Annotated in this window: 24 protein-coding genes; 22 read left to right on the top strand and 2 right to left on the bottom strand. The window is 45.3% G+C overall.

Going from position 1 to position 26655, the window contains the following annotated elements; genetic code table 11:
* Nucleotides 1–6: 6 nt before the first annotated feature.
* The 13 genes from BN6465_RS05945 (at nt 7) to BN6465_RS05885 (ending at nt 13054) form a co-directional block, all read left to right on the top strand.
* Nucleotides 7–660 (top strand): pentapeptide repeat-containing protein, encoded by a 654-nt coding sequence (locus tag BN6465_RS05945; protein WP_066732611.1) that lies wholly within the window; start codon nt 7–9, stop codon nt 658–660.
* 88 nt (nt 661–748) lie between these two features.
* Nucleotides 749–2008 (top strand): D-alanyl-D-alanine carboxypeptidase family protein, encoded by a 1260-nt coding sequence (locus BN6465_RS05940; protein ID WP_066732609.1) that lies wholly within the window; start codon nt 749–751, stop codon nt 2006–2008.
* A gap of 136 nt (nt 2009–2144) precedes the next feature.
* Nucleotides 2145–2597, top strand: coding sequence for a LytTR family DNA-binding domain-containing protein (locus tag BN6465_RS05935; protein WP_066732607.1), 453 nt, complete (start codon nt 2145–2147; stop codon nt 2595–2597).
* Nucleotide 2598: 1 nt separating this feature from the next.
* The gene (locus tag BN6465_RS05930; protein ID WP_227224073.1) at nt 2599–3297 is read left to right on the top strand and encodes a LiaF transmembrane domain-containing protein; all 699 of its coding nucleotides are present in this window, start codon (nt 2599–2601) and stop codon (nt 3295–3297) included.
* A gap of 157 nt (nt 3298–3454) precedes the next feature.
* Nucleotides 3455–4258, top strand: a complete 804-nt coding sequence (locus tag BN6465_RS05925) for an HAD-IIA family hydrolase (protein WP_066732605.1) — start codon at nt 3455–3457, stop codon at nt 4256–4258.
* A gap of 2 nt (nt 4259–4260) precedes the next feature.
* Entirely contained in the window at nt 4261–4920 is a 660-nt protein-coding gene (gene deoC, locus BN6465_RS05920) for a deoxyribose-phosphate aldolase (RefSeq protein ID WP_066732602.1), read from the top strand.
* The gene (locus tag BN6465_RS05915) at nt 4917–5789 is read left to right on the top strand and encodes a metallophosphoesterase (protein ID WP_066732600.1); all 873 of its coding nucleotides are present in this window, start codon (nt 4917–4919) and stop codon (nt 5787–5789) included. The genes deoC and BN6465_RS05915 overlap by 4 nt, the downstream gene beginning before the upstream one ends.
* Nucleotides 5790–5880: 91 nt before the next feature.
* On the top strand, nt 5881–6636 hold the full coding sequence (locus tag BN6465_RS05910; RefSeq protein WP_066732599.1) for a segregation and condensation protein A: 756 nt from the start codon (nt 5881–5883) through the stop codon (nt 6634–6636).
* A 2-nt stretch (nt 6637–6638) separates the two neighbouring features.
* A complete protein-coding gene (gene scpB, locus BN6465_RS05905; RefSeq protein ID WP_066732598.1) occupies nt 6639–7208 on the top strand; it encodes an SMC-Scp complex subunit ScpB in 570 nt (189 codons plus the stop codon).
* A 78-nt stretch (nt 7209–7286) separates the two neighbouring features.
* Nucleotides 7287–8636, top strand: coding sequence for a D-alanyl-D-alanine carboxypeptidase family protein (locus BN6465_RS05900; RefSeq protein WP_066732596.1), 1350 nt, complete (start codon nt 7287–7289; stop codon nt 8634–8636).
* A gap of 131 nt (nt 8637–8767) precedes the next feature.
* On the top strand, nt 8768–10756 hold the full coding sequence (locus tag BN6465_RS05895; protein ID WP_066732593.1) for a 2-isopropylmalate synthase: 1989 nt from the start codon (nt 8768–8770) through the stop codon (nt 10754–10756).
* Between the two features lie 156 nt (nt 10757–10912).
* Nucleotides 10913–12154 carry an amidohydrolase family protein gene (locus BN6465_RS05890; RefSeq protein WP_066732592.1) on the top strand — a complete coding sequence of 414 codons (1242 nt, stop codon included), beginning with the start codon at nt 10913–10915 and terminating at the stop codon, nt 12152–12154.
* Between the two features lie 141 nt (nt 12155–12295).
* Nucleotides 12296–13054 (top strand): transposase, encoded by a 759-nt coding sequence (locus BN6465_RS05885; RefSeq protein WP_082891596.1) that lies wholly within the window; start codon nt 12296–12298, stop codon nt 13052–13054.
* A 43-nt stretch (nt 13055–13097) separates the two neighbouring features.
* On the opposite strand, the gene BN6465_RS05880 is transcribed toward BN6465_RS05885, so the two are convergent.
* Nucleotides 13098–14888 carry an aminopeptidase P family N-terminal domain-containing protein gene (locus BN6465_RS05880; RefSeq protein ID WP_066732589.1) on the bottom strand — a complete coding sequence of 597 codons (1791 nt, stop codon included), beginning with the start codon at nt 14886–14888 and terminating at the stop codon, nt 13098–13100.
* 212 nt (nt 14889–15100) lie between these two features.
* Nucleotides 15101–16489, bottom strand: coding sequence for a peptide MFS transporter (locus tag BN6465_RS05875; RefSeq protein WP_066732588.1), 1389 nt, complete (start codon nt 16487–16489; stop codon nt 15101–15103).
* Nucleotides 16490–17142: 653 nt separating this feature from the next.
* Between BN6465_RS05875 and BN6465_RS05870 the strand changes: the two genes are divergently transcribed.
* The 9 genes from BN6465_RS05870 to cmk all read left to right on the top strand — a co-directional run bounded on the left by BN6465_RS05870 (nt 17143) and on the right by cmk (nt 26485).
* Entirely contained in the window at nt 17143–18582 is a 1440-nt protein-coding gene (locus BN6465_RS05870; RefSeq protein WP_066732586.1) for an acyl-CoA carboxylase subunit beta, read from the top strand.
* Between the two features lie 14 nt (nt 18583–18596).
* Nucleotides 18597–19373 (top strand): OadG family transporter subunit, encoded by a 777-nt coding sequence (locus BN6465_RS05865; RefSeq protein WP_066732584.1) that lies wholly within the window; start codon nt 18597–18599, stop codon nt 19371–19373.
* 27 nt (nt 19374–19400) lie between these two features.
* Nucleotides 19401–19769 carry a biotin/lipoyl-containing protein gene (locus BN6465_RS05860; protein WP_066732582.1) on the top strand — a complete coding sequence of 123 codons (369 nt, stop codon included), beginning with the start codon at nt 19401–19403 and terminating at the stop codon, nt 19767–19769.
* A gap of 37 nt (nt 19770–19806) precedes the next feature.
* Nucleotides 19807–20958, top strand: coding sequence for a sodium ion-translocating decarboxylase subunit beta (locus BN6465_RS05855; RefSeq protein ID WP_066732581.1), 1152 nt, complete (start codon nt 19807–19809; stop codon nt 20956–20958).
* A 67-nt stretch (nt 20959–21025) separates the two neighbouring features.
* The gene (locus BN6465_RS05850; RefSeq protein WP_066732579.1) at nt 21026–22441 is read left to right on the top strand and encodes an oxaloacetate decarboxylase subunit alpha; all 1416 of its coding nucleotides are present in this window, start codon (nt 21026–21028) and stop codon (nt 22439–22441) included.
* Between the two features lie 145 nt (nt 22442–22586).
* Nucleotides 22587–23501 (top strand): nucleotidyltransferase family protein, encoded by a 915-nt coding sequence (locus BN6465_RS05845; protein ID WP_066732577.1) that lies wholly within the window; start codon nt 22587–22589, stop codon nt 23499–23501.
* Nucleotides 23502–23631: 130 nt separating this feature from the next.
* Nucleotides 23632–24555 carry a MurR/RpiR family transcriptional regulator gene (locus BN6465_RS05840; protein ID WP_066732823.1) on the top strand — a complete coding sequence of 308 codons (924 nt, stop codon included), beginning with the start codon at nt 23632–23634 and terminating at the stop codon, nt 24553–24555.
* Nucleotides 24556–25797: a BaiN/RdsA family NAD(P)/FAD-dependent oxidoreductase gene (locus BN6465_RS05835; protein WP_066732575.1), complete on the top strand. Its 1242-nt coding sequence runs from the start codon at nt 24556–24558 to the stop codon at nt 25795–25797.
* 31 nt (nt 25798–25828) lie between these two features.
* Nucleotides 25829–26485: a (d)CMP kinase gene (gene cmk, locus BN6465_RS05830; RefSeq protein WP_066732573.1), complete on the top strand. Its 657-nt coding sequence runs from the start codon at nt 25829–25831 to the stop codon at nt 26483–26485.
* The last annotated feature ends 170 nt before the right edge of the window (nt 26486–26655 follow it).

Genomic DNA, 26655 nt, shown 5'->3' with positions numbered 1-26655 from the left:
GCAGAGATGGAGGAGCACGGTACTGAAAGAGCGCGGATATGGCTCGAGGATGCAGACTTATCGGGGACGGCCATGTCAGGACAGGAGTTTTCATATGGTTCATTCATACGTGTCTGTCTGGACGGGGCGGATTTGTCCCACTGTTGTTTTCATAACACATTGTTTGAACAGTGCTCCCTGCGCGGAGCCAACCTGTATCAGGCCGATATGACCGGCGCCATGCTGCGTGGGGCCGATATGACCGGCGCTGACATTCGGGGAGCCAACCTGTTCTGTGCGGTGCTTGAGAAGGCGAAGCTTGATGATATCGTGTGGGATGAGCATACTCGCTTTTTTAAGCAGCAATGTCCGGAAAAGGGAGCTTTTATTGGATATAAAAAATGTTGTGATGACAGAATTGTGGAACTGCTGATTCCGGCAGACGCTAAGCGGTCGTCCGCCACCAATACTGCCTGCCGCTGCAGTAAAGCGAAGGTGATGATCATCAAGAGCTTTGACTGTTCGGAATATTTTGATGAGGCGTGGTCTCTGGCAGATGAGAATTTTGTATATAGAAAAGGCCAGTGGGTCGAAGTATCTGATTTTGATGAAGATAGATGGAACAATTCTACGACAGGGATTCATTTTTGGATGACAAGGGAGGAAGCTGTAAATTATTAAAAATATGAGTGGATAGAGCTGGGATAGTCATATTTTCCCAGCTCTTTTATTACATTAGTAACAATAGACAAATTATAAGGAGTCGTTCATGAAAAAGGTTCTTGCGGTTCTGCTGTGCGCGTTTTTATGTGTGCAGAGGGTGTATGCTATGCCGGTGGGAGACCGGATTCTATACGAAGAGACGGACAATCAGGATGAGAATCAGGAGGGACAGACAGAGGAGAATGAAGGGGAGGAACAGGAGGGAGCGGGCCAGTCTTCGGATGCAGGACTTGCGGTGTCCGCCGAGACGGCGGTGATTATGGAAGCGAGCACTGGAAAAGTGCTGTATGAGAAGGGGGCCGACACACAGCTTCCGCCCGCGAGTGTGACTAAAATTATGACACTTCTTTTGATTTTCGATGCCATTGAGAGCGGCCAGATAAAGCTGGATGATATGGTCACCACTTCGGAGTATGCGGCCTCTATGGGAGGAAGCCAAGTGTTTCTTGAGCCGGGAGAGACGCAGACAGTGGACACTATGATCAAATGTATCTCGGTAGCAAGCGCCAATGACGCCTGTGTTGCCATGGCGGAATTGATCGGGGGAAGTGAGGAAGCCTTTGTAGAGAAGATGAACGAGAGGGCAGCCGGGCTGGGAATGGAAAATACCCATTTCATTAACTGTAATGGTCTGGACACAGACGGGCATTTGACGACGGCAAGGGATATTGCGCTGATGTCCAGAGAGCTGATTACAAAATACCCGCAGATTCATGATTATTCTATGATCTGGATGGAGAATATAACCCATACTACGGCAAAAGGCACTTCGGAATTCGGACTCAGCAATACAAATAAGCTGATTCGCCAATACGAATATGCGACAGGCCTGAAAACGGGGTCTACCAGCAAGGCTAAGTTCTGCCTCTCGGCCACTGCAAAAAAGGATGATATTGAAATGATTGCTGTTGTCATGGCAGAGCCCGATTCAAAGACGCGGGTGAAGGATGCCATCTCCATGCTGAATTATGGTTTCGGCAAATGCAGCCGTTTTCGCGATGACAAAGTGCTGGGGAAAAAGGTTTATGCGGAGGTCGTAAAAGGGACAGAGAAAAAGATAGAGGGAGAAGTGAAGGACGATTTTCAGTACATAGATGTAGAGGGGGCAGATTTGTCGGCAATTGAAAAGAAGGCGGAGCTTAAAAAGGTGAAAGCTCCGGTGAAGAAGGGGGCAGTAATCGGAAAGGTGGTGTATTCGCTGAACGGCGAAGCTATCGGTGAGGTGAATATAACGGCAAAAGAGAGTGTAGAGAAGACTACATTTTTCACAGCTCTTCTCGATGTACTGGAGCATTTGATGGTATAATCGGGATATGCGAATAGAGGGCTTGCAGGTCGGCGGGAAAAGGACGCCACTTGCTGGCCCTTTTTGACCACTTGCGGTAAATGGGTTTACTTCCCACAGGAAATATGATTAGATAGGTTCAGGGAGAGGGAAGAAGATGAAGATACGGATTGAGCTAGACGAAAACTTGACGGAAGATGAGATGATTATTCGTACCTCTGCGCTGGATGAGCGGGTGCAGAATATTCAGAGGGCGGTGGCGGAGGTCGTTTCGTCAGAACAAAAGCTCCTGTTCTATAAGGGAGAAACGACATACTATATGCCGCTGCAGGAAATTTTGTTTTTTGAGACGGAAGGAACCAGTATCCGGGCACATACGAAGGATGATATCTATGGTACCAGATACCGCCTGTATGAGCTGGAGGAAACACTGCCGGGTTATTTTATGAGGGTCTCAAAGTCCACGATTCTCAATACAAGGCACATATATGCCATGACAAAGTCTTTGTCAGCCTCCTGTGTGGTAGAGTTTAAAGGCACACATAAACAAGTATATGTTTCCAGACATTACTATAAACCATTAAAAAACCGATTAGAGGAAAAGAGGTAGCATGATGAAAAAAGAACGAATTTTTTGGGGAATATTTTTTATAGCGGCAGCGGTATTTTTGATAATAGGTAAGCTGGGGTATTTTCAAGGGATAGGTTTTTGGAGCTTGCTTTTGACAGTGTTTTTCGGGGCGTGCCTCATCAAAAGTGTTCTCCATAAGAGTGTGACCGGAATTTTGTTTTCTGCCGCATTTTTGTGCATTGTATATGCAGAGCCGCTCGGAATCGAGGCGATAACACCGTGGCCGGTCTTAGGAGCCGCGCTCCTCGGAAGCATTGGTGTCAGTTTTTTTTACCATCCTAAGAGAACATACTGTTATGGAAATCATAACGACGATAACTGGGTGGGAACTGTGGAGACTATGGACGGCGCGCAGCTTCAGCTCAATACCAGCTTTGCGGGAAGTGTCAAGTATATTGACTCACAGGAGTTCAAGAGCGCCGACATCAAATGTTCTTTCGGGGCGATGAAGGTCTATCTGGATAAGGCGGTCGTTCCTACCGGTGAGGCGGTCATCCGGATGGATGTTTCTTTCGGGGGTGTGGAGCTTTATGTTCCCCGTGATTGGAAGGTCATCAATCAGGTGGATGCCATATTCGGGGGACTGGAGGAAAAGTCTTCCAGCAATCCGAACGGCAGTCCGACGCTTATACTTACAGGAAGTGTAAGATTTGCGGGAGTCGATATCATTTACATTTAATAGAGAGGATTTTTTGTTTAGATGCATACGGCCCGCGACGAGGGAGATTACACAAGGAATACGCTGTGTAATCTTCTTCTTTTTTCCATTTTTGAATGCTATTGTAAAGTGCTTAGAAAAATAATATAATATAAGTTATTGGACAGAGGAGGTATACATGCTGAAACATAAAAAGATATTTCTATTTGATATAGATGGGACGCTGGCGGTCGATTCGCTTTTATACGAGGGCAGCAGGGAGCTGCTGGAATATATAGAGAGAATAGGCGGCCGTGCATATTATATTACAAATAATTCGACAAAGAGCAGAAAGGACTACGTGGACAAGTTCGCGAGGTGGAATCTAGAGACTTCTGAGGAACAGTTCGTCACTGCATCTTATGCCACCTGCCTTTATCTGAAAGAGCATTATGGCGGTAAAAAGCTGTTTGTGATGGGAACGCCCTCTTTCGTGGAGGAATTGAGAAGCTGGGGTTTGGTTGTGACGGAGCATGCGCAGGAGGATGTGTCCTGTGTTGTTGTGGGATTCGACCAGAGCCTTACTTATGAGAAGGTGTGGGATGCGTGCAGGCTTCTATTTTGCGAAGGGGTCGATTACGTAGGAACGAATCCGGATCTGCGATGTCCGACGGCCTTTGGGTTCGTGCCGGACTGTGGTGGAATTTGTGAGATGCTGAATGGTACGGTGGGGCGCAGGCCGCTGTATATAGGGAAGCCCAATGCCCAAATCGTAGAGCTTTGTCTGAAGGATTGTGGCGCGGATAAGAATGAGGTTCTGGTAGTGGGGGACCGGCTGTATACGGATATCGCCTGTGGAATCAATGCGGGGGTAGACACTGCTGTGGTCTATACCGGTGAAGCTACAAAGGAAGAGGTGGAAGGCAGCAGTTGGAAACCGGATTATGAGTTTGAAAATATTATGGAGCTGTATCAAAGGATTACAGGAACAGGAGGAAGATAAAGATGGATTATGCAAAGATGATTGATCATACGATTTTAAAGGCGGACGCAACGGTGGAGCAGGTCGAAGCATTATGTGGGGAAGCAATGGAATACGGTTTTGCCTCTGTGTGCGTGAATTCCTCTTTTGTCCCATTCTGTGCAGAAATGCTGGCGGACAGTGATGTGAAGGTGTGTACGGTGGTGGGCTTTCCTCTGGGGGCGATGTCTACGGCCGGAAAGGTGATGGAGACAAGACAAGCGATACTGGATGGGGCCGATGAGATCGACATGGTAGTCCATGTGGGGATGATAAAGAGTGGCGACTGGGACTATGTGGAGTCCGACATTCAGGAAGTGGTGGATGAGGCAAAGGGCAAGGCAGCCGTGAAGGTGATTATTGAGACTTGCCTTCTGACGGATGAGGAGAAGGTGCGTGTCTGCCAAATCAGCAGGGATGCGGGCGCAGATTTTGTGAAAACGTCCACCGGGTTCTCCACAGGGGGAGCGACCGCGGAGGATGTAGCCCTGATGCGGAAGACGGTAGGCCCTGAGATGGGGGTAAAGGCCTCCGGAGGCGTGCGTACATTGGCGGCAGCCGAAGCGATGGTGCAGGCAGGAGCTACCCGGATTGGCACCAGCTCCGGCATTGCGATCATTGAAGAAGCGGAGCAGCGTTCATGATAAAGTATATGCTTGCCGCACTTTGCGCGGCTGTGGTACTGGCAGTGGCGGAGATCGTGAGGGAACTGCACGGATTTAAGGTGCGACATTATACGGTCACATCACCGAAGCTGAAAAGAGATATGAGAGAGCGGAGGCTGCTTTTTTTAAGTGATCTGCACAATCATAAATACGGAGAGCACAATGAGAAGCTTTTGGATGCCGTGAGACGGCAGAAGCCGGATTTGATTTTAATCACTGGCGATATGCTGGTAAGCAGGCAGGGGAGCCAATGGGAGGTGGCGGCAGAGTTTGTCAAGCAGCTTCCGTCTATTTGCCCTGTATATTATGCTAACGGCAATCATGAACAGCGTATGCGCGAGAATCCGGAGAAATATGGGACTGCGTATTTTGCTTACAAGAGGGAACTGGAAGCTTGTGGGGTACAGTTTTTAATCAATGAAAAGGCTGTGCTTTCATGGGACGGAAATTCCGTTGTAATCACAGGGCTTGAGGTGCCGGACAGCTGTTATTTCCGAAAAAAGCGCACGCGCCTAGGGCTTCGCGAGATGGAGCGGCGTGTGGGAAAGGCGGATGAAGGCAGCTATCAGATTCTCTTGGTTCATCAGCCGGACTTTATGAGTGTTTATAAAGCGTGGGGTGGTGATTTGATTCTGTCGGGACATCTTCACGGCGGCATTATCCGTGTTCCCGGGCTGGGCGGGGTAATCAGTCCGCAGATGGGCTTGTTTCCGAAATATTCGGGAAGCCTGTACAGGGAAGAGGACACCAGAATTGTAGTGAGCAAAGGCTTGGGAACTCATACGGTAAATATACGGCTCTTTAACCCTGCCGAGCTGATTGTGCTGCACGTGAGGGGAGAGCGTTGACATTCCAGATAAGATTTTGCTTGAGCGTCAGAAGGATTTCTAGTATAATCTTATAGTGGGCTGAAACGAGAAAAAGATTGGGGGAAATATCGTGGGAATACCGGTTAAGCTTCAGGTGTTCGAGGGGCCGTTGGATTTGCTCCTGCACCTGATAGATAAAAATAAAATAGATATTTATGATATTCCTATCGTGGAGATTACCAATCAATATATGGATTATATCAGGGCCATGGAGAGGGAGGACTTGAATGTTATGAGTGAGTTCCTTCTCATGGCTGCGACTCTTCTTGATATTAAATGTAGAATGCTGCTCCCGAAGGAAGTCAATGAGGAGGGGGAGGAAGAGGATCCCCGTCAAGAGTTGGTGGAACAGCTGCTGCAGTATAAGATGTATAAGTATATGTCTTATGAGCTGCGGGACCGTCAGGTGGATGGAGAACGGGTTCTCTACAAAGAACCGACACTTCCGGACGAGGTGCAGAATTATGTAGAGCCGGTCGATTTGGATGAACTTCTCGGGGATTTGACATTGGGCAGGCTAAATAGTATTTTCCGGGATGTTATCCGCAGGCAGACGGATAAGATAGATCCCATACGAAGCAAGTATGGTAAGATTGAGAAGGAAGAGGTGACGCTTCCGGAGAAACTTGATTATGTGGAAGAATATGCGAGGGTACACCGCACGTTCAGCTTTCGGGATTTGCTCAACAGGCAGTCTTCTAAGGTGCAGATTGTGGTGACTTTTCTTGCGGTACTGGAGCTGATGAAGGTTGGGAAAATAAAGATTCATCAGGAATATACGTTTGATGATATTTTGATAACATCGGCGGAAAATGTTGGAGTGTAGATATGGAAATCAAGCGATTGGAGAGCATCATAGAGGCGATTCTTTTCACAATGGGCGATTCTGTGGAGGTTGAGGTGATTGCCGCCGCGATAGAGCATGATGTGGAGACGACGAAAAAAATCATACATAATATGATGGACCGCTATGATGCGGAAGAGCGGGGAATTAAGATAATTGAGTTGGAGAATTCCTTTCAGATGTGTACAAAGCAGGATATGTATGAATATCTGATTAAAGTGGCAAAGCAGCCGAAGAAATATGTGCTTACAGACGTGATGCTGGAAACACTGTCTATCATTGCGTATAAGCAGCCGGTCACCCGTCTTGAGATTGAAAAAATCCGTGGTGTGAAGTCGGACCATGCTGTTAATAAGCTGATAGAGTATGGGCTTGTGTGTGAGGTCGGGCGGTTGGATGCGCCGGGGCGGCCGCTTTTGTTCGGTACTACAGAGGAATTTCTCAGGCGTTTCAGTGTACAGTCTCTGGATGAGCTTCCGGGAATCGACCCGGAGAGGATGGAGAGCTTTAAAGAGGAGGCTGAGGATGAGGCTCAGCTCAAGCTGGATATTTAAAGTATTTCACGGAATAGTCGGCACTGTCTTCTCATAGGATAGATTATGTGAGTATTTAAGGACAGGGGTTGGGCATATATGAAGATTCGAAGAAAAGATAGAAAGCAAATGTCAGGAATAGGCCAAGGTAAGCGGTATGGCTGGATTCTGGCATTTTTTTTGGCTGCGTCTCTGGCTGCGGGCGGGACAGGAGCTACTCTTCTGGCTGAAGAATCCGGGGCCGGAATAACAGATGACGGAGGGACACAGGACGCTCATGACGAGCTGGGAAATATGATACCGGAGGATTTGGGAGAGCTTTATGCCAAATCGGCGGTTCTCATGGATGCGGACAGCGGCAGGGTCTTGATTGCAAAAGACGGGAATACGATGAGGCCCATGGCCAGCACTACTAAGATTATGACTTGTATTCTGGCGCTGGAGGAAGGGAATCTTGAAGATGTTGTGACGGCGTCCGGGGAGGCAGCATCTCAGCCCAAGGTACACTTGGGGATGAGGGAGGGAGAGCAGTTTGTCTTGGGGGACCTTCTATATTCCCTGATGTTAGAGTCTCATAATGACAGTGCCGTTGCGATTGCCGAGCACATTGCAGGTTCTGTGCCGGAGTTTGCGGAGAAAATGAATGCGAAGGCAAAGGAGATTGGATGCAGTGATGCCCATTTTGTATCGCCTAACGGTCTGGACGCCTCGGATGAAGGCGGCACCCACAGTATATCTGCCGTGGATTTGGCTATGATTATGAGCTATTGTGTCGCAAAATCGCCGAAGGCGGAGGAGTTTCTAAAAATCACTCAGACTGCATCGTACTCTTTCAATGATACTGAGGGGAAACGAAGCTTTTCGTGCAATAACCACAATCTTTTTCTGTCCATGATGGAGGGAGCTATTTCCGGGAAAACCGGATTTACAGGGGATGCCGGTTATTGTTATGTGGGAGCGCTGCGCAAGGATGGGAAAACATTTGCGGTGGCTCTTTTGGCCTGTGGCTGGCCCAACAATAAGAATTATAAGTGGACGGATACCAAGAAACTGATGGCCTACGGTCTGGAGCACTATGAATACCGGGATGTGTGGCAGGAGCCTGAGATTGCGGATATTCCGGTGGAGAACGGCATCGCTTCGGACGGAAGCCTGTCGGGCCAGTCTGTGGCAAAGGTGCGTCTGGATACGGAGGATACTGAGCTGCAAGTGCTGCTGGGCGATCAGGAGGAGGTGAAGATAAGTGTAACAGAGGACAACACACTGACGGCGCCTGTAGCGGAGGGGGAATTGGTGGGAACTGTGACATATTATCTTGGAGAAAGGCAGCTGAAAGGATATCCGCTGGTAGCCTGCTCGGACGTTGAGGAAAAGACGGTGAAGTGGTATTTTAGTAAGGTGATTACATATTGGCTGGATTTTTCGGCATGTGATTTTTTGTTAAAATAAATCAATAACATTGCTTAAAATTATCACTTTTTTTTCTATGAGAGATGTGATAGGATAGGAAAGTAGAATAAAATAAGACAAGAAAGTTGATAGAATTTTATGGTCTTGTATATATAAGGGAGCGAAGGATTATGGAAAATTACCAAAAGTATGAAAGACAGTATTTTATGCCGCCGAAAGTGACTTATGACTGGGTGAAAAAGGACTACATTGAAAAAGCGCCTATCTGGTGCAGTGTTGATTTGAGGGACGGTAATCAGGCGTTGATCGAGCCTATGAGTCTGGAGGAAAAACTGGAATTTTTCCAGCTGCTTGTGGATGTGGGCTTCAAGGAAATCGAGGTGGGATTTCCGGCAGCGTCCGAGACGGAATACCGTTTTATGAGAACGTTGATTGAAAAGAATATGATACCGGATGACGTGACGGTGCAGGTGCTCACTCAGGCTAGGGAGCATATTATTAAGAAGACCTTTGAGGCGGTGGAGGGGGCGCCCCACGCGGTTGTCCATCTTTACAACTCAACCTCTGTGGCGCAGCGTGAGCAAGTGTTTAGAAAGAGTAAAGAGGAGATTAAAGAGATTGCCGTGGCCGGGGCCGAGCTTTTAAAGAAGCTGGCGGATGAGACGGACGGCAATTTTACATTCCAATACAGTCCGGAAAGTTTCCCGGGAACTGAGGTGGACTACGCGGTGGATGTCTGCAACGCGGTTCTGGATGTATGGAAACCTACTCCGGATAGGAAGGCGATCATTAATATACCTACCACGGTGGAAAATGCGATGCCTCATGTATTTGCGAGTCAGGTGGAATATATTGATAAGGAATTAAACTATAGAGATGGAGTAGTGCTTTGTCTGCATCCTCATAATGACAGGGGGAGCGGGGTGGCCACAGCCGAATTGGGAATATTGGCAGGTGCAGAGCGGATTGAGGGGACGCTGTTCGGCAATGGAGAGCGTACCGGCAATGTGGATATTATCACATTGGCAATGAATATGTTTTCTCATGGGGTCGACCCGAAATTGGATTTTTCTAATATGATGCAGATTCGGCAGACGTATGAGCGCCTTACAAGGATGCACGTAAACGAGCGCCAGCCATATGCCGGTGATTTGGTCTTTACGGCATTTTCCGGCTCCCATCAGGATGCAATTGCCAAAGGCATGGCGTGGAGGGAGGAAAGGCAATGTGATAAGTGGACGGTGCCTTATCTTCCAATTGATCCCAAGGATGTGGGAAGGACGTATGACAAGGATGTCATCCGTATTAACAGCCAGTCCGGCAAGGGCGGCGTGAATTACATATTGAAGCAGAGCTACGGAATCAGCCTTCCGGAGAAGATGCGTGAGGAAGTGGGATATCTTGTCAAAGACGTTTCTGACAAGGCTCATAAGGAGCTGACACCGGAGTGGGTATATCATATTTTCGAAGACAACTATGTGAATAAGAAGGGTGTATTTACGGTTGATGAGTGCCACTTTAAACAGGACGACGGAATCATGGCGTCCGCCACACTTTCCCATGGCAATGCAAAACGGGTGATTACCGCATCAGGCAATGGACGTCTGGACGCAGTGAGCAATGCCATTAAACAGTATTTCAATATCAGCTATGAACTCACTTTCTATGAAGAGCATTCCCTGACCAGAGGCTCCTCCTCCAAAGCATGTGCTTACGTTGGGGTTATCTGCAACGGTAAGAGCTACTGGGGCGTAGGAATCGATGCCGACATAATCCGCGCTTCTATCGAGGCACTGTGCGTGGCGGTCAACAAGATAGAAGAGATTGAAAACGTAGACGAGGTTAAGGACGAACGTCTCATTGAGATTATGAATTACATTCAGGCTAATTATCTGGATGTATCCCTCGATGATTTGTCTGAAAAGTTCTTCCTCTCTAAACCATACTTGTCCAAGTATATCAAAGAAAAATCAGGGATGACTTTCGGCGATATTGTAAAAAAAGTCCGTATGAAAAAAGCAAGAGCACTGCTGAAAAGCAGCAGCATGACCGTAGAAAATATCGCATTGTCGGTCGGCTATCAAAACGTAGAACATTTTAACAGACTCTTCAAAAAAGCGTATAATATGACTCCAGTACAATTCAGGAATCAAAAATAATACGATAAGTGCGATGGGGACAGGTCCGAACGCGTTGGGACCTGTCCCCAACGTTGTTTTTTGATTAATTATTAACAAAAACCGGTGGATATTCTTTCCTAAAAATGCTATACTTTAGTCTAGAAAAGGTACAAAATTCCAAAGGGGGAAATGACTATGATTATTTGTGCAAAATACTTGATAACAGGAGACGGTAAGACAGTTCTTGAAGGCAAGGCAGTTGTGACCGGTGAGGATGGAAAGATTAAAAAAGTAGGGGATAGGGAAGTGCTGGTGAGAGAATTTCCGGAAGAAGAGGTGAAAGATTATGGTGACGCCACTATTCTTCCGGGATTGTGTGACATGCATGTTCACCTCGGATACTGGTTTTCACAGCCGGACAGTTTTAATTATAATGATCAGCTTATCACATTATTTGCCTTGCAGCATGCACAGGCGGGATTTGAGCGTGGAATCACTAGTATGCGGGATATGACATCAGCTCGGAAGCTCTGCGCTACTATAAAAATGGCTGCAGACAAAGGATTTGTGACCGTACCGAGAATCACACATGTGGACAATGGAATGTGTATGACTGGCGGCCATGGGTGGGATGACGATATCGCACAGGTTGACGGTCCGTGGGAGATTCGTAAGGAAATCCGCAGACAGATCCGGGACGGGGCGGAATGGATTAAGATTTTGACGACACATCGCAGTCATATTCCGGAATATACGCAGGAGGAATTGGATGCGGCTGTTGACGAATGTCACCGAAGAGGCATTAAATGCGGAATTCACGCAGGCACGCAACCGGGGATTCAGATGAGTATTGATGCCGGATTTGATACAATTGAACATGGTACATTTTTAACTTACGAGCAAGTACAGCAGATGGCAGAAAAAGGGCTGGCTTGGACACCGACCATTATGGCGTATACATATTTATACGATGTTACAAAAAAGAATATGGAGGAATGTGCTGGCAAACCATTGAATGACCCAGTTATGCAGAAGGAAATGGCTAATTGGGAATATTTTGAACCTGCCTACAAGGCGTATCGTGATAATTTTAAGAAATTCTATGATACTGGTGTGACTGTATTGGCAGGTACCGATATGGTTGTCTACGGTTCTCCACTGTTACCCCTTCCCAGAGAGCTGCAGTATATGGTAGAATATGGAATAACCCCTGTACAGGCAATCCAGACAGCTACATCCAACCCTGCAAAAGTGCTTGGTTTCGAAAAGGAAAGAGGCCTAGTGGAAGAAGGACTGGATGCAGATATTCTTGTGGTCGAAGGAGATTTGAGCAAAGATATCACCAGACTAAATCACGTCAAATTAGTAACCTTGGGCGGGAAACGAGTTTTTGAAGACGGAATTCGTTATGTAGGTACTACAAATATGTTTATGTAAAAAATCAAAGGGTCAAAGGGGACAGGTCCCAACGCGTTGGGACCCGTCCCTGACTACAATTCTGAAAATAATCTGACGATTCGTGTTTCTTATTTATCCTAAAAATTACCTAGTTTATCCAATATAGAGTAGAGGAGTGTGATGCTGATGCCAAGGACCGGTCGTAGTGTAAGTGCGACTAAAATGTACCATGTTATGATTAGAGGAAATAATAAGGAGACGGTGTTTAAGACGCATAGAGACAAAAGAAAATTTATGCGTATCATAGAAGAAAGTGAGATAAGAACTGGGGAGAAGGTAGAGGTATATGCCTATTGTATCATGTTGAATCATGCACATTTTCTTCTGAGAGGGGATTTGGAGTATGTTTCCAAATTCATGAAAGAAATTGAGACAACGTATGCTCTTTATTACAATTTTAACAGGGATAGAGTCGGACATGTTTTTCAAGGTAGATATAAAAGTGAGCCTGTAGAAGACGAGATATATTTCTGGACATGTTTTTTGTATATTCATGATAACCCGGTGAAAGCGGGGATTGTTGTGAAAAAAGGAGAGTACCCGTATAGCAGTAAATTAGAGTATATCAACCAGCAGTGTGATATTATACATCGAAGAGCCATGCTGATGTACAATAAGAAATTTGGAATAATGAGTAGAAATAAAACGCTGGCAGAGCGGCGGAAGAACGCGATTATTATGGATTTGGAAGAAGATATGAAAATACAAAAAGTTGAAGTTGTTAAATATTATATAAGGGTGTTTATAAAAATGCAAAATATCGAGTCTGGGCATATGCTGATTCATACACCGGCACTCAGAAAAGAATTCATAGAATTTGTCAATTCAAAAGTAGAAATTTCAAAAAATGAAATTATCAGAATATTAAAAGAATTGTAGAAGGGGACAGGTCCCAACGCGTTGGGACCTGTCCCCAATACTACTAGATTGCTCTAGTGTATCCTTTAAGCCATTCTTTTTCTTCATCATTTAAGTATGGAGAAATCTTTTCATATACATCTTTGTGGTAATTATTGAGCCATTCTCTTTCGGTCTTGCTCATTTCTTCTGGGTCGATTCCGTCCAAATCGATTGGAGCGAATGTGATTGTTTCGAAATGCATGAACTGGCCGTATTTGTTCTGGACGCCTTTTTGTACGATGAATTCGTTTTCGATACGGATACCGAACTGGCCGTCTTCGTAAATACCTGGTTCATCTGTGATTACCATGCCTTCTTCTAACTGATGATGTTCGTTCTTACTTGGGACAACGTACCATCTGAAACCTGTAGGCGGTTCGTGAACGTTTGCAAGATAACCTACGCCGTGGCCTGTACCGCATTGGAAATCGAGATCTAAATCCCAAATAGGCCCTCTGGCTAAAACGTCGAGATTGTAACCGTAGCATCCATAAAGGAATTTTGCACGGGACAGATTCATCATCGCTCGTACAACAGCTGTAAAGTATTTCTTCATCTGGTCGTCAACTGAGCCGAGTACGAATGTTCTTGTGATATCGGTAGATCCTTCGTAGTAACCGCCGCCTGTATCGTTCAAGAAAAATGCTCCTGCTTCCAACTTTACATCGGATTCTTCGCAGGGTGAGTAATGCATCATCGCAGCGTGATCTTTGTATGCGCACAATGGTTCGAAGCTGTCACGAATGTAGCCTTCCTGCTCTTTACGCAGGCTTGTTAACTTGTCAGCTGAACTGAGCTCGGTGATAGTTTCTTTATCATAACGAGTTTTTACCCAGTGCATGAATTTGGTGATTGCTACACCATCCTTGATGTGAGCTTTGCGGATGTTTTCCAGCTCAACCGGATTCTTCATGGCTTTCATCAAGATAGTAGGATTAGCGGCTTCTACAGTGCTGCATGGAATGTTTTTGTAGAGCGCGTAATTCATTTTCATAGGGTCGATCAAAGCAGTCTCACATGAGCAAAGCTTCTTGATATCCTCATAAATATCGTTGTACGGATGGATAGTTACGTTATTTTTAGCCAGTTCTTCGTGAATCTGGTCATTGAGCTTAGTATCATCCACATACAATTCTACACCGTCCATCTTTACGATTGCATAGGAGAGAAGCAGTGGGAAGAAATCAATATCATCACCACGAACATTAAGCAGCCAGCAAACATCATCAAGTGAAGCGATAATATGTACTGTTGCGCCGTTTTCTTTCATGACCTCACGGACACGGTTTAACTTGGAAGCAGTGCTTTCACCAGAGTACTTTTCTTCGAGGAAAAACGCTGGCTTATCGGAAAGCGCTGGTCTGTCTTCCCAAATCTGATCGATCAAATCTTCGGAAAAATCTATGGCAATATTTTTGGCAGCAAGCGCTTCTTCATATTCCTGACCTTCGCCCATGGAGAGAACACGTCCGTCAAATGCAACTTTTCCACCCTCCGGGATAGTGTCTGCCAAATATTCTGTAACAGATGGTGTATCACCTACAAACATCTTCATTAAACGGATTCCGCTTCCTTTTAATTCATTTTCAGCCTGAAAGAAATAGCGGCCGTCTGTCCAAAGTCCGGCATCATCTTTTGCGATTACAGCTGTTCCGTAAGAACCACTGAATCCTGTAATAAATTTTCTTGCTTTGAAATGTTCCCCAACATATTCACTCTGATGGAAATCAGCAGTAGGTACGACATAAGCGTCAATTCCTTTTTCTGCCATCAAAGAGCGAAGTTTTGCAACTCTTTCAGCTACAACAGTCATTTCAAAAACCTCCTTCAATGTGTATTGATTAATTTGTAAAGTTCCTACAATTTATAATGCCTGCAGGAAAAACTTTCTATGTATATTGTACCACATTCTATACCGGAGTTCAAACCATAGTTCAAATTAACTAAAAGAATAAAGGCTGATGATTATCAAATCATCAGCCTTTTGCGTGGTAAACCTTTGTATTTAATTATAACAGATAAGAATTATTTTGTGTTATCTTTTTCTTCAACAAGTTTGTTGAGAGGCTTGCTCAGGAAGTACATAGCTACTGCACAAACGAAAGCAACGATAGCGAAAGTAACAAAGATTGTGAAGTTACCAAGCTTAGCAACAACTTTCATTGTCTGTCCGTTGATCTGTGAAGCACAGAATGTAGCAAATGTCCAAACACCCATCAAAAGTGATAAGTATTTTTTCGGAGCAAACTTACTTACGAAAGAGTTTCCAAGTGGAGAGAAGCAAATCTCACCGATTGTAAGTAAGATACCGAAGATAAAGATTGGCCATACGCTTCCTTTAACTGTATCAGGAGCGCCGACACCTCTCATAACCTCTGTAATAATTAACATTACATAAGCTAATCCAAGGAATACGAAAGCAAGTGTGATCTTGTGGAACATTGTCATGTCGCCCTGAGGTCTCTTAGCGAGTTTTGCCCAAAGCTTAGCAGCTGCAAGACTGAGGAAGATACATAACAGACCGTTCCATGTAGTTGTCAAGTGAGCAGGAGACAGTGTAAAGGAACCGATATCTCTGTTGATAAAGTCTTCCAAATACAATGTTAAAGCCAAATCCTGCTGATAGTAAGCCAGCCAGAAGATGATGGAAATGAAGGATACAAGGATGATAGCCCAAACACCTTTCTTTTCCTGTTTTGTAAGAGGAGCTGTAGATTTCTCTTTCTTCTCTTTCTTCTCTTCGCCGATTACGTTACCCTGAGTATCTGTTAAGTACTTAAACGGTTTGATACCCTGTCCTTGCAGTAAGCCGTAGCTTAAAGTAAATAAGATACCACCGATAATTACAAGTACACCGCACAGGAAGAATACCTGACGGAAACCAAGTGCCTGACCCTGTTTGAATGTGGTCATGTAAAGTGTAGCACAAATCATAGAACCAAAGAAGGAACCAATGTTAACGAAAGAATACTGTACTGAGAAAGCAGAGTCCAGTAAATCCTGATCGTCGAACATACGACCGATAATAGCAGCCAGATTACCTTTGAAGAATGCTGTACCAATAGAAATAATGATAATCATCGCATAAACCATCGGGATACTGGTTGATTTCCAGCCGATAAAGTAACCAAGTCCCATAATCAGACATCCAGCGGATACTGCAAAACGGGCTCCAATCCAACGGTCGCAAATATATCCACCAAAGATAGGTGCGATATATGTAAGTGATACTAAAAGTGCAGCAATAGGTGCTGCTGTTACTGCGTCAATTCCGAGACCGCCTTCTTCAATTGACTTTGTTAAGAAGAGAAGCAAAAGTGGTTTTGATCCGTAGTATGCAAAACGTTCAAACGTATATGCGATACAGCAGACATAAAAACCGATAGGATATTTTCTCTTTTTTGCCTGTTCCATAAAAATTACCCTCCAATAAGTTTTTTTCTTTTGGTTTACCAACCATCTCTCTCAGGGATATATCAAGATTGGTTGAAAAGCTGAGTTATTGTCAGGCTGATATTTAGTTGTAGTAAACGAATTTTAATAATGTGCTGCCATAAACTTGGCATGAACAATAATCCCCAAAATCTGCCTTGATAAATAATGATATGAATCTGTACAATATCAAGACTGCAAAGATTTATTACTGACATACCAACTGATCCGCACTCATAACAATATGTAATCAAGAAAGTTTACCCATTATCTTTCATTGATTATTCATGCCATGTCAGACGTTTTACTATACCAGTCCGACTGCATCATCAGAAAAACCTCCTTCTTGTGATATTAATCCCCGTGAGATTTATTCTAGCACAAAATAGACTAAAGTACAATGTTATAATTGTGACAAAAATTCAAAATGATATATTGCACAAAAAAAACAACTAAATTTATGGAAATTTCACAAATTATTATGGAAAAATTAATTTATTAAGATATAAAAGTGCTGTGAAATAATTAACAAATATTATGAAAAACAGTTGCAGTTTTTTCTAAATATAAGTATAATATAATCGGCAGAAAATTTGGTTTAACTTATAAAATATAGAAAATGGAGGGCTAGATTTATGAGTAACACAACAGCAGCAAACCCGGCAAGTATAAGAATTGCCACTTTACTTGATGCGGGCAGTTTTGTTGAAATCGGAGGCGCGGTGACAGCCAGAGCCACAGATTTCGGCATGCAGGAGAAAGAAACTCCGGCAGACGGCGTTATCACGGGTTACGGAGTCATTGACGGTAACCTTGTATACGTGTACAGTCAGGACGCATCCGTTTTGGGCGGAGCGGTTGGCGAGATGCATGCAAAAAAAATCGCCGCTATTTACGACATGGCAATGAAAATGGGCGCCCCGGTAATCGGTCTTGTGGACTGTGCAGGTCTTAGGCTTCAGGAAGCTACGGACGCATTGGCAGGATTTGGCGGCCTTTACCTTAAACAAACCTTGGCTTCCGGTGTGATTCCCCAGATCACCGCAATCTTTGGTACATGCGGAGGTGGACTTGCTTTAGTTCCAGCTATCGCAGATTTTGCTTTCATGGAAAGTTCAAAGGCTAAGTTATTCTTGAATTCTCCGAATGCAATTCCGGGCAACGATATCAAAAAATGTGATACATCTTCGGCAGAATTCCAGAGCGCCAACAGCGGACTCGTAGATGGTGTCGGCACAGAGGAAGAGATTCTGGAGCAAATCCGCTCCTTGGTATGCATGCTTCCGGCGAACAATGAGGATAATGATTCTTATGAAGAATGTACAGATGATTTGAACAGAGTCTGCGCAGATTTAGCAAACGCTGTTGAGGATACATCAATTGCCCTCTCAATGATTTCAGACAACAACAGTTTCTTTGAAACGAAAAAAGAATATGCAAAAGACATGGTGACCGGTTTCATACGCCTGAATGGCATGACTGTGGGTGCAGTAGCGAACCGGACAAAAGTATATGATGAAGAAGGAAAAGAAGCAGAATCCTTTGATGGCTCTCTGTCCGTTAAAGGATGTATTAAAGCGGCAGGTTTCGTTCAATTCTGTGATGCTTTTGGAATACCAGTACTTACTTTAACTAATGTAAATGGATTGGAAGCGTCCAAATGTGCGGAGAAGAATATGGCAAGAGAGATGGCCAGACTTACTTATGCCTTTGCAGATGCAACTGTTCCTAAAGTAAATGTGATTGTGGGCAAAGCATACGGCAGCGCTTATGTTGCGATGAACAGTAAGTCGATCGGTGCGGACATGGTATATGCATGGCCGACGGCAGAAATCGGTATGATGGACGCGGACATGGCAGCGAAAATCATGTATGCTGGAGCAGATGCGGCAACATTAAAAGAAAAGGCTGCATCATATAAAGAAATGCAGGAGAGTCCGCTCTCCGCTGCTAGAAGAGGATATGTGGACGCGATTATTGAAGCTTCTGAGACAAGAAAATATCTTATCGGAGCATTTGAAATGTTGTTCACAAAAAGGGAGGAACGTCCTTCTAAAAAACACGGAACAGTTTAGCGAGGTGAAGCGAAGTGAAGAAAAGAATCAGTTTATTAGTCTGTGCCATTGCACTAGCGCTGAGCTTTACCGGATGCAGCGGCAAAGAATCGGTGAAATACGATAAGGACACTCTGGAGACTGCATGTGAGCAGGTTTTTGCAATTGTAGAAAATGGCTCCATAACTGAAGAACAGGTGGACAGTATGTCTGACTGGAATCAGGGCTACCTGATGGCGCAGTTTGAGAGTCAGACAGGCGTGAAAATGGACGCAGATGCTTTTACGACGGCATTGGCGGCATGGCAGGCTTCACTGGAAGAGTGCGGTGCATATATAGACCACGGTGATTTTTCATTTAAGGAGAGCAGCACAGGGGTGGTTGCATCAACTGAGGCTGAATTTGCTGACAGGTCGGCAAGTCTTGAGTTCTCATTTGATGAAAAACTTAAGCTGGAGTCATTCAGTATTAACGCGCATTATGGGCCCAGTGAAATTCTGGGAAAAGCAGGAATGAATACCTTGATTGGTATGGGAACTGTATTTGTGGTATTGATTTTCATGAGCATTATCATTTCCCTGATGAAATACATTCCCGTCTTGTTTGATAAATCAGGCAGGCAGAAAAATGCAGAAGTGGCACAGGTAGATGCCGGGCCGGCTGTTTCCGCTGAAGTGGTGGAAGAGTCAGTTGACGATATTGAGCTGGTCGCTGTTATCGCGGCGGCAATTGCTGCGTATGAAGGAACCAGCACAGATGGGTTTGTGGTACGTTCTGTAAAGAGAAGAAAATCTAACAAATGGAATGCATAAATTTTCAAATTCAGGAGGATATTTAAAATGAAAAATTATACAATTACAGTGAATGGAAACGTATATGATGTGACAGTAGAAGAAAACGGCGCTGGAGCAGCACCGGTGAGCGCACCAGCCAGTGCACCAAAAGCGGCACCGAAAGCAGCACCAAAGGCGGCACCTAAATCAGCCGGAGCCGGAAGCATTAAGGTAGAAGCCGGCGCTGCAGGGAAAGTATTTAAGATTGAAGCCAGCGTAGGACAAAAATTATCGAAAGGTGATACTGTTGTCATTGTAGAAGCAATGAAAATGGAAATCCCAGTTGTAGCTCCGGAAGATGGAACCGTTGCAAGTATTGATGTGGCAGTCGGCGATATGGTAGAAGGCGGCGCAGTGTTGGCGACATTGAACTAAATAGCAGCATCCATTTAACGTAACAGGAGGTTATAACATGGAATATATTACAACGACTTTGGGAAACCTCGTGCATCAGACTGCATTTTTCAACCTCACATGGGGGAACTTTGTTATGATCTTGGTTGCATGTGGCTTCCTGTATCTTGCCATACGGCATGGGTTTGAACCGCTTCTGTTAGTGCCGATTGCATTTGGTATGCTGCTGGTTAATATTTATCCGGACATCATGCTTCATGCTGAGGACGCGGCAAACGGAACCGGCGGACTCTTATATTATTTCTTTAAACTGGATGAATGGGCCATTCTCCCCTCATTGATTTTCATGGGCGTCGGAGCAATGACTGATTTTGGGCCGCTGATAGCCAACCCGAGGAGTTTCCTTTTGGGGGCTGCAGCACAGTTTGGTATTTTTGCCGCGTATCTTGGAGCTATGGCTCTCGGCTTTTCCGACAAAGCGGCAGCGGCTATCTCTATTATCGGCGGGGCTGACGGACCTACATCCATCTTCCTTGCAGGAAAGCTGCAGCAGACAGCCTTGCTCGGCCCCATTGCGGTGGCGGCCTACTCGTATATGTCGCTGGTGCCGATTATACAGCCGCCGATTATGAAACTGCTTACAACTGAAAAGGAACGAAAGATAAAGATGGCCCAGCTGCGGCCGGTTACAAAGCTTGAGAAGATTCTTTTCCCGATTATTGTAACAATAGTAGTGTGTATGATTCTTCCTACTACAGCTCCGCTTGTGGGCATGCTGATGCTTGGTAATCTCTTTAAAGAGTCCGGTGTAGTGCGGCAGCTGACTGAGACAGCGTCCAATGCGATGATGTACATCGTCGTAATTCTGCTCGGGACATCCGTAGGGGCAACCACAAGTGCAGAAGCATTTTTGAATGTAAGTACATTGAAAATCGTAGCGTTGGGGCTGATTGCGTTTATGTTTGGTACCGCAGCCGGTGTGCTGTTCGGCAAGATTATGTGTGTCGCTACCGGCGGCAAGGTAAATCCGCTGATCGGTTCGGCCGGAGTTTCCGCTGTGCCGATGGCCGCGCGTGTATCACAGAAGGTGGGCGCTGAAGCCGACCCGACGAACTTCCTTCTCATGCATGCCATGGGACCGAATGTGGCCGGAGTTATCGGTACTGCTGTAGCAGCCGGAACATTTATGGCGATTTTCGGTGTTATGTAACAACAGAAGTTCAAGATTAGGCTGAATAGCTAAAAAATGACTCATAATTTATATGGAGGAAGAAAGAATGGCAGAAATAGAAAAAAAACCGATTAAGATTATGGAAACGGTTCTGCGTGATGCCCATCAGTCCCTGATTGCAACACGAATGACAACAGAGCAGATGCTTCCTATCGTTGATAAAATGGACAAAGTTGGATATCATTCTGTAGAGTGCTGGGGCGGCGCTACCTTTGACGCATCCCTCCGTTTTCTGCATGAGGATCCATGGGACAGACTACGTAAATTCCGTGACGGATTCAAAAACACAAAACTGCAGATGCTTTTCCGTGGGCAGAATATCTTAGGATATCGGCCTTACGGAGACGATGTTGTGGAATACTTTGTACAGAAATCCGTGGCTAATGGGATCGATATCATCCGTATTTTTGACTGTCTCAATGACCTGCGCAACCTGCAGACTGCAGTCAAGGCCGCAAATAAAGAGAAAGCCGAGGCTCAAGTAGCATTGTCCTATACTTTGGGTGATGCCTATACGTTGGAGTACTGGGTAGATATTGCAAAGAAAATTCAGGAGATGGGCGCAAATTCCATCTGTATCAAGGATATGGCAGGACTGCTTCTTCCGTATCAGGCAACTGAGCTTATCGGCGCGTTGAAAGAGGCGGTAGATTTACCGATTCAGCTGCATACCCACTATACGTCAGGCGTTGCTTCTATGACTTACATGAAAGCGGTTGAAGCCGGGGTGGATGTGATAGATACCGCAATCTCCCCGTTTGCGCTGGGCACCTCCCAGCCGGCCACAGAGGTTATGGTCGAAGCGTTTAAAGGAACCCCATATGACACAGGATTTGACCAGAATCTTTTGGCAGAAATCGCCGATTATTTCCGTCCGATTCGTGACGAAGCACTGGAAAGCGGTCTGTTAAATCCGAAGAACCTCGGTGTAAATATCAAGACACTGCTCTATCAGGTACCGGGCGGCATGTTGTCCAACCTGACGTCCCAGCTGAAAGAGCAGGGAGCGGCAGACAAATTCTATGAAGTTCTGGAAGAGGTCCCGAGAGTGCGTAAGGATCTGGGCGAGCCGCCGCTTGTTACACCGTCCTCACAGATTGTGGGAACACAGGCTGTGTTCAACGTCCTGATGGGTGAGCGCTACAAGATGGCCACAAAGGAAACGAAGGATGTTTTGAGCGGAAAATATGGTGCGACTGTGAAGCCGTTTAACGAAGAAGTGAAGAAAAAGGTACTCGGCGACAATCCCGAGATTATTACATGCCGTCCGGCCGATTTGATTCCGGATGAGATGGAGACACTGGAGAGCGAGATGGCGCAGTACAAACAGCAGGATGAGGATGTACTTACGTATGCGCTGTTCCCGCAGGTTGCTACGGACTTCTTCAAATACAGAGAAGCACAGCAGAAAAAAGTGGATGCCACAATCGCAGACACAGAGAATGGAAATTATCCAGTATAAAGTAATAAGTAAATTGATGCAGGCAGAGAGTGGCTTCTCTGCCTGCTTTGTGTTTCTTTTTAAGAACTTTACTTTTTCAAGAAAGACATGATATAATTAATACATATGTTTACAAAATGAATTTACGTAACGGGAGGAAGAACGAATGAGTAAAGCAGCACTGGTAGTGATGGCGGCAGGTATCGGCAGCCGGTTCGGAGGCGGAATTAAGCAGCTGGAGCCAGTAGGGCCTAACGGAGAAATCATCATGGACTACTCCATATATGATGCTATGGAGGCCGGATTCGATAAAGTAGTTTTTGTAATCCGCAGGGATTTAGAGAAGGATTTTAAGGAAATAATCGGAAACCGTATTGCAGAAAAAGTGAAGGTGGAGTATGCGTTTCAGGAAGTAAATGATATTCCAGAACCCTATAAGACAAGATTTGCCGGGCGTACCAAGCCTTGGGGGACGGGGCAGGCGATTCTATGTTGTAAAGACGTCGTGAAAGAACCGTTTCTTGTTATCAACGCAGATGATTATTATGGAAAAGAAGCCTATACAGAGGCTTTTAAAGAGCTGACGAAGACAGTGCAGGCAGAAGAAGGTAAGATTAATATCAGCATGGTCGGGTTTGTGCTGAAAAATACCTTGAGCAAGAACGGCGGAGTCACAAGAGGAATTTGCAAAGTTGACGCAAACCATATGCTTACTGATATAGAAGAGACTCATAATATTGTTAAGACAGCAGAAGGCGCGGCAGTAATTGGAGAAGAAGGTGAGACCCCTATCGATGTGGATTCTCCCGTCTCTATGAACATGTGGGGGCTTCATCCGGATTTCTTTGCTATACTGGAGAGCGGATTTGCACAGTTCCTTGCGGGACAGTGCGAAGAGGATTTAAAGGGAGAATATTTACTCCCCACAATTATCGGCAATCTTCTGCGGGAGGACAAGGTCAATGTCAAGGTTCTGACTTCCAGAGACAAATGGTTCGGCGTTACCTATAAAGAAGACAAAGAATTGGTTGTAAATGAAGTGAAAGGCCTGATTGCTGCGGGACTATATCCGGATAAATAAAGAAAAATTGTGAAAAAAGCTTCACAAAGCCAAGTTCCTTTGTTATAATAAACTTACCATGCAGCATACCTCCAAGTGCTTGGCCAAATGGCTGACGCTTGGGGGTATTTTAATGAGGCCGGAGGTAATGATGAGCACCAAGAACGAGTTATTGACAAGATTAGATGAAAAATATGCAAAGCTGAGTAAAGGGCAGAAGAGGTTGACCGATTATATTCGTGAAAACTATGACAAGGCGGCTTTTTTGACGGCAGCTAAGCTGGGGGAGGCCGTGGGCGTCAGTGAATCGACGGTTGTCCGGTTTGCTTCTCAGCTGGGATATAAAGGGTATCCGGAATTTCAAAAAGCACTGGGAGAGCTGGTGCGGACGAAGTTGAATTCCATTCAAAGAATGGAGGTGGCTTATGGACGGATTGCTCAGAGCGAGATTCTGGCGACGGTTCTGCAGTCTGATATAGAAAAGATAAAAATGACGCTTGAGAGCACGGACCAGCAGGCCTTTGACTTGGCTGTGGATACCATTTTGAACGCGAGAAAGGTCTATGTAGTAGGAATCCGGAGCTGCGCTCCGCTTGCCAGTTTTCTGACTTTTTATCTGAACTTGATATGCGATAATGTGGTGGGCGTGCATACGAACAGCTCCAGTGAAATTTTTGAGCAGCTGATTCGCATAGATGAAAATGATGTCATTGTGGGAATCAGTTTTCCCCGTTACTCTATGAGGACTTTGAAGGCTCTCGAATTTGCCAGCAACCGGAAGGCGAAAGTCATTACCTTGACCGACAGTGTTCATTCTCCTATGAATCTTTATTCATCCTGCAATCTGATAGCAAGGAGCGACATGGCTTCGATTGTTGATTCGCTTGTTGCGCCGCTCAGTGTCATTAACGCATTGGTGGTAGCATTATGCATGAAGAAACAGAATGAAGTGATTGAGACTCTGGAAAAACTGGAGGATATCTGGGATGAATATCAGGTGTATTCTCGGGACGAGTTGAATCAGGTAAACGATACGGTGAAATTAAAATATGCGGATGACGAAAAGGACGGATAGATGAGTAAGATATTAATTATCGGCGGCGGAGCGGCAGGAATGTTCGCCTCTATATTTGCAGCGCGGGACGGGCATGAGGTACATGTGTTTGAAAAAAATGAAAAGCTAGGGAAAAAGCTATTTATCACAGGAAAGGGGCGATGCAATATTACCAATGCCTGTGATATGGAAACGCTCTTTGCCAATATGGCCAGCAATGAAAAATTCATGTACAGCAGCTTTTATAGTTTTTCGAATCAGGACGTGATTGCTTTTTTTGAAGAACTAGGGCTTGAACTTAAAATAGAGCGGGGGAACAGAGTATTCCCGCAGTCCGACCACTCCTCGGATGTAATCAAGACACTTGAGCAGGAGATGAGAAGGCTTGGTGTGAAGATTCATCTGCAGACTGGTGTTAAGGAAGTTATTGAAGAGAATAAGCATTTTTCGGAGCTGCTGCTTAATGATGGCAGAAGAGTAGCTGGGGATGCGTGCATCATCGCCACGGGAGGGATGTCTTACCAGACGACAGGATCTACCGGAGACGGATATCGCTTTGCCAAAGCGGTGGGACACGGCATAACAGATTTGATGCCTTCCCTTGTCCCTATGGAGACGAAGGAGTGGTTTGTGCCAGAGCTGCAGGGGCTGGCCTTAAGGAACATAACGGCAGTGATTTATGACGGGAAGAAAGAAGTATACAACGATTTTGGAGAGATGCTGTTTACCCATTACGGTGTAAGCGGTCCCTTGATGCTGAGTGCAAGCGCTTATGCAGGGAAATTATTGAAAAAAGGGAAAGAACTGCGGTTAGTCATTGATTTGAAGCCGGCTCTCACAGAAGAGCAGCTGGATGCGCGTGTACTGAGGGAGTTCGAGGCAAATCATAACAAACAGTTCAAGAATGCGGTCGGGGGACTGTTTCCGGCAAAATTAGTTCCTGTAATGATAGAGCTTAGCGGTATCGACTCGGAGAAAAAGGTGCATGAAATTACAAGGGAAGAGCGCCGGCACTTTGTGTATGTTATGAAGCACTTCGAGATGACGATTACGGGACTCCGGGATTTTAAGGAAGCGATTATCACCCGGGGCGGTGTGAAGATTAAAGAGGTCAATCCTTCTACAATGGAATCGAAAGTAACGTCAGGTATTTATTTTGCAGGGGAGGTACTTGACTTGGATGCCTTGACAGGCGGATTCAACCTGCAGATTGCATGGTCCACTGCGGTTGCGGCAGCTAGGGCGGCAGGCGGAGCAGAGTAATTAGAGATTTATTTTTGGAGGTAGGGAAAATATGGGATACAATATAGCGATAGATGGGCCGTCCGGGGCCGGCAAAAGTACGATAGCGAAATTAGTTGCCAAGGAAAAGGGATTTGTTTATGTAGATACCGGGGCGATGTACAGGGGGCTTGCTATTCATTTTATGAAGAAGGGGATCAAGCCGGGGGAGACGGACAAGATTGTCAGCGCGTGCGAAGATGCAGAGGTCAGTATTGGATATGAGAACGGAAGCCAGCAGATTTATTTGAACAATGAGAACATTACGGCTATGCTTCGGGATGAGGCTGTTGGAAGCATGGCTTCTATGAGTTCAGGGATTCCGGAAGTAAGAGCTAAGCTTCTGGAGCTTCAGAGAAATCTGGCCCGTGAGAAAGATGTTGTTATGGACGGACGGGATATTGGGACACATGTACTGCCGGATGCAGATGTGAAGGTGTATCTGACTGCCAGTGTGGAAACGCGGGCAAAGCGCAGGTATAAGGAATTGTTGGAGAAGGGGATTGCATGTGAGTATGATGAAATCGCCCGGGATATAGAGGAAAGAGATGCCCGTGATATGAGCAGGGAAATCGCGCCGCTTAAGAAGGCCGAGGATGCGGTGCTGGTAGACAGTTCGGATATGGGGATTGAAGAAGTTGTGGCGAAGATTGTTGAGCTGTGTCGTTAGGTGTAGCACTGTTTCCAATAAGCAAAAGAAATGGATGTCGAAAAGGTAACAAGATGTTTACTTTTGGCTCAATATGTGGTATAGTGTCAGAAGTGTTTATAGATATATATTTATATATAGTATATGGCTATAAGAATATAGAGTCTATTTATGAATACTATAAATGAATG

This window comes from Bariatricus massiliensis, assembly GCF_900086725.1.
Lineage (GTDB): Bacteria > Bacillota > Clostridia > Lachnospirales > Lachnospiraceae > Allocoprococcus > Allocoprococcus massiliensis.
The sequence above is the reverse complement of the archived record's forward strand: the minus strand, read 5'-3'. Positions and strand labels throughout refer to the sequence as shown.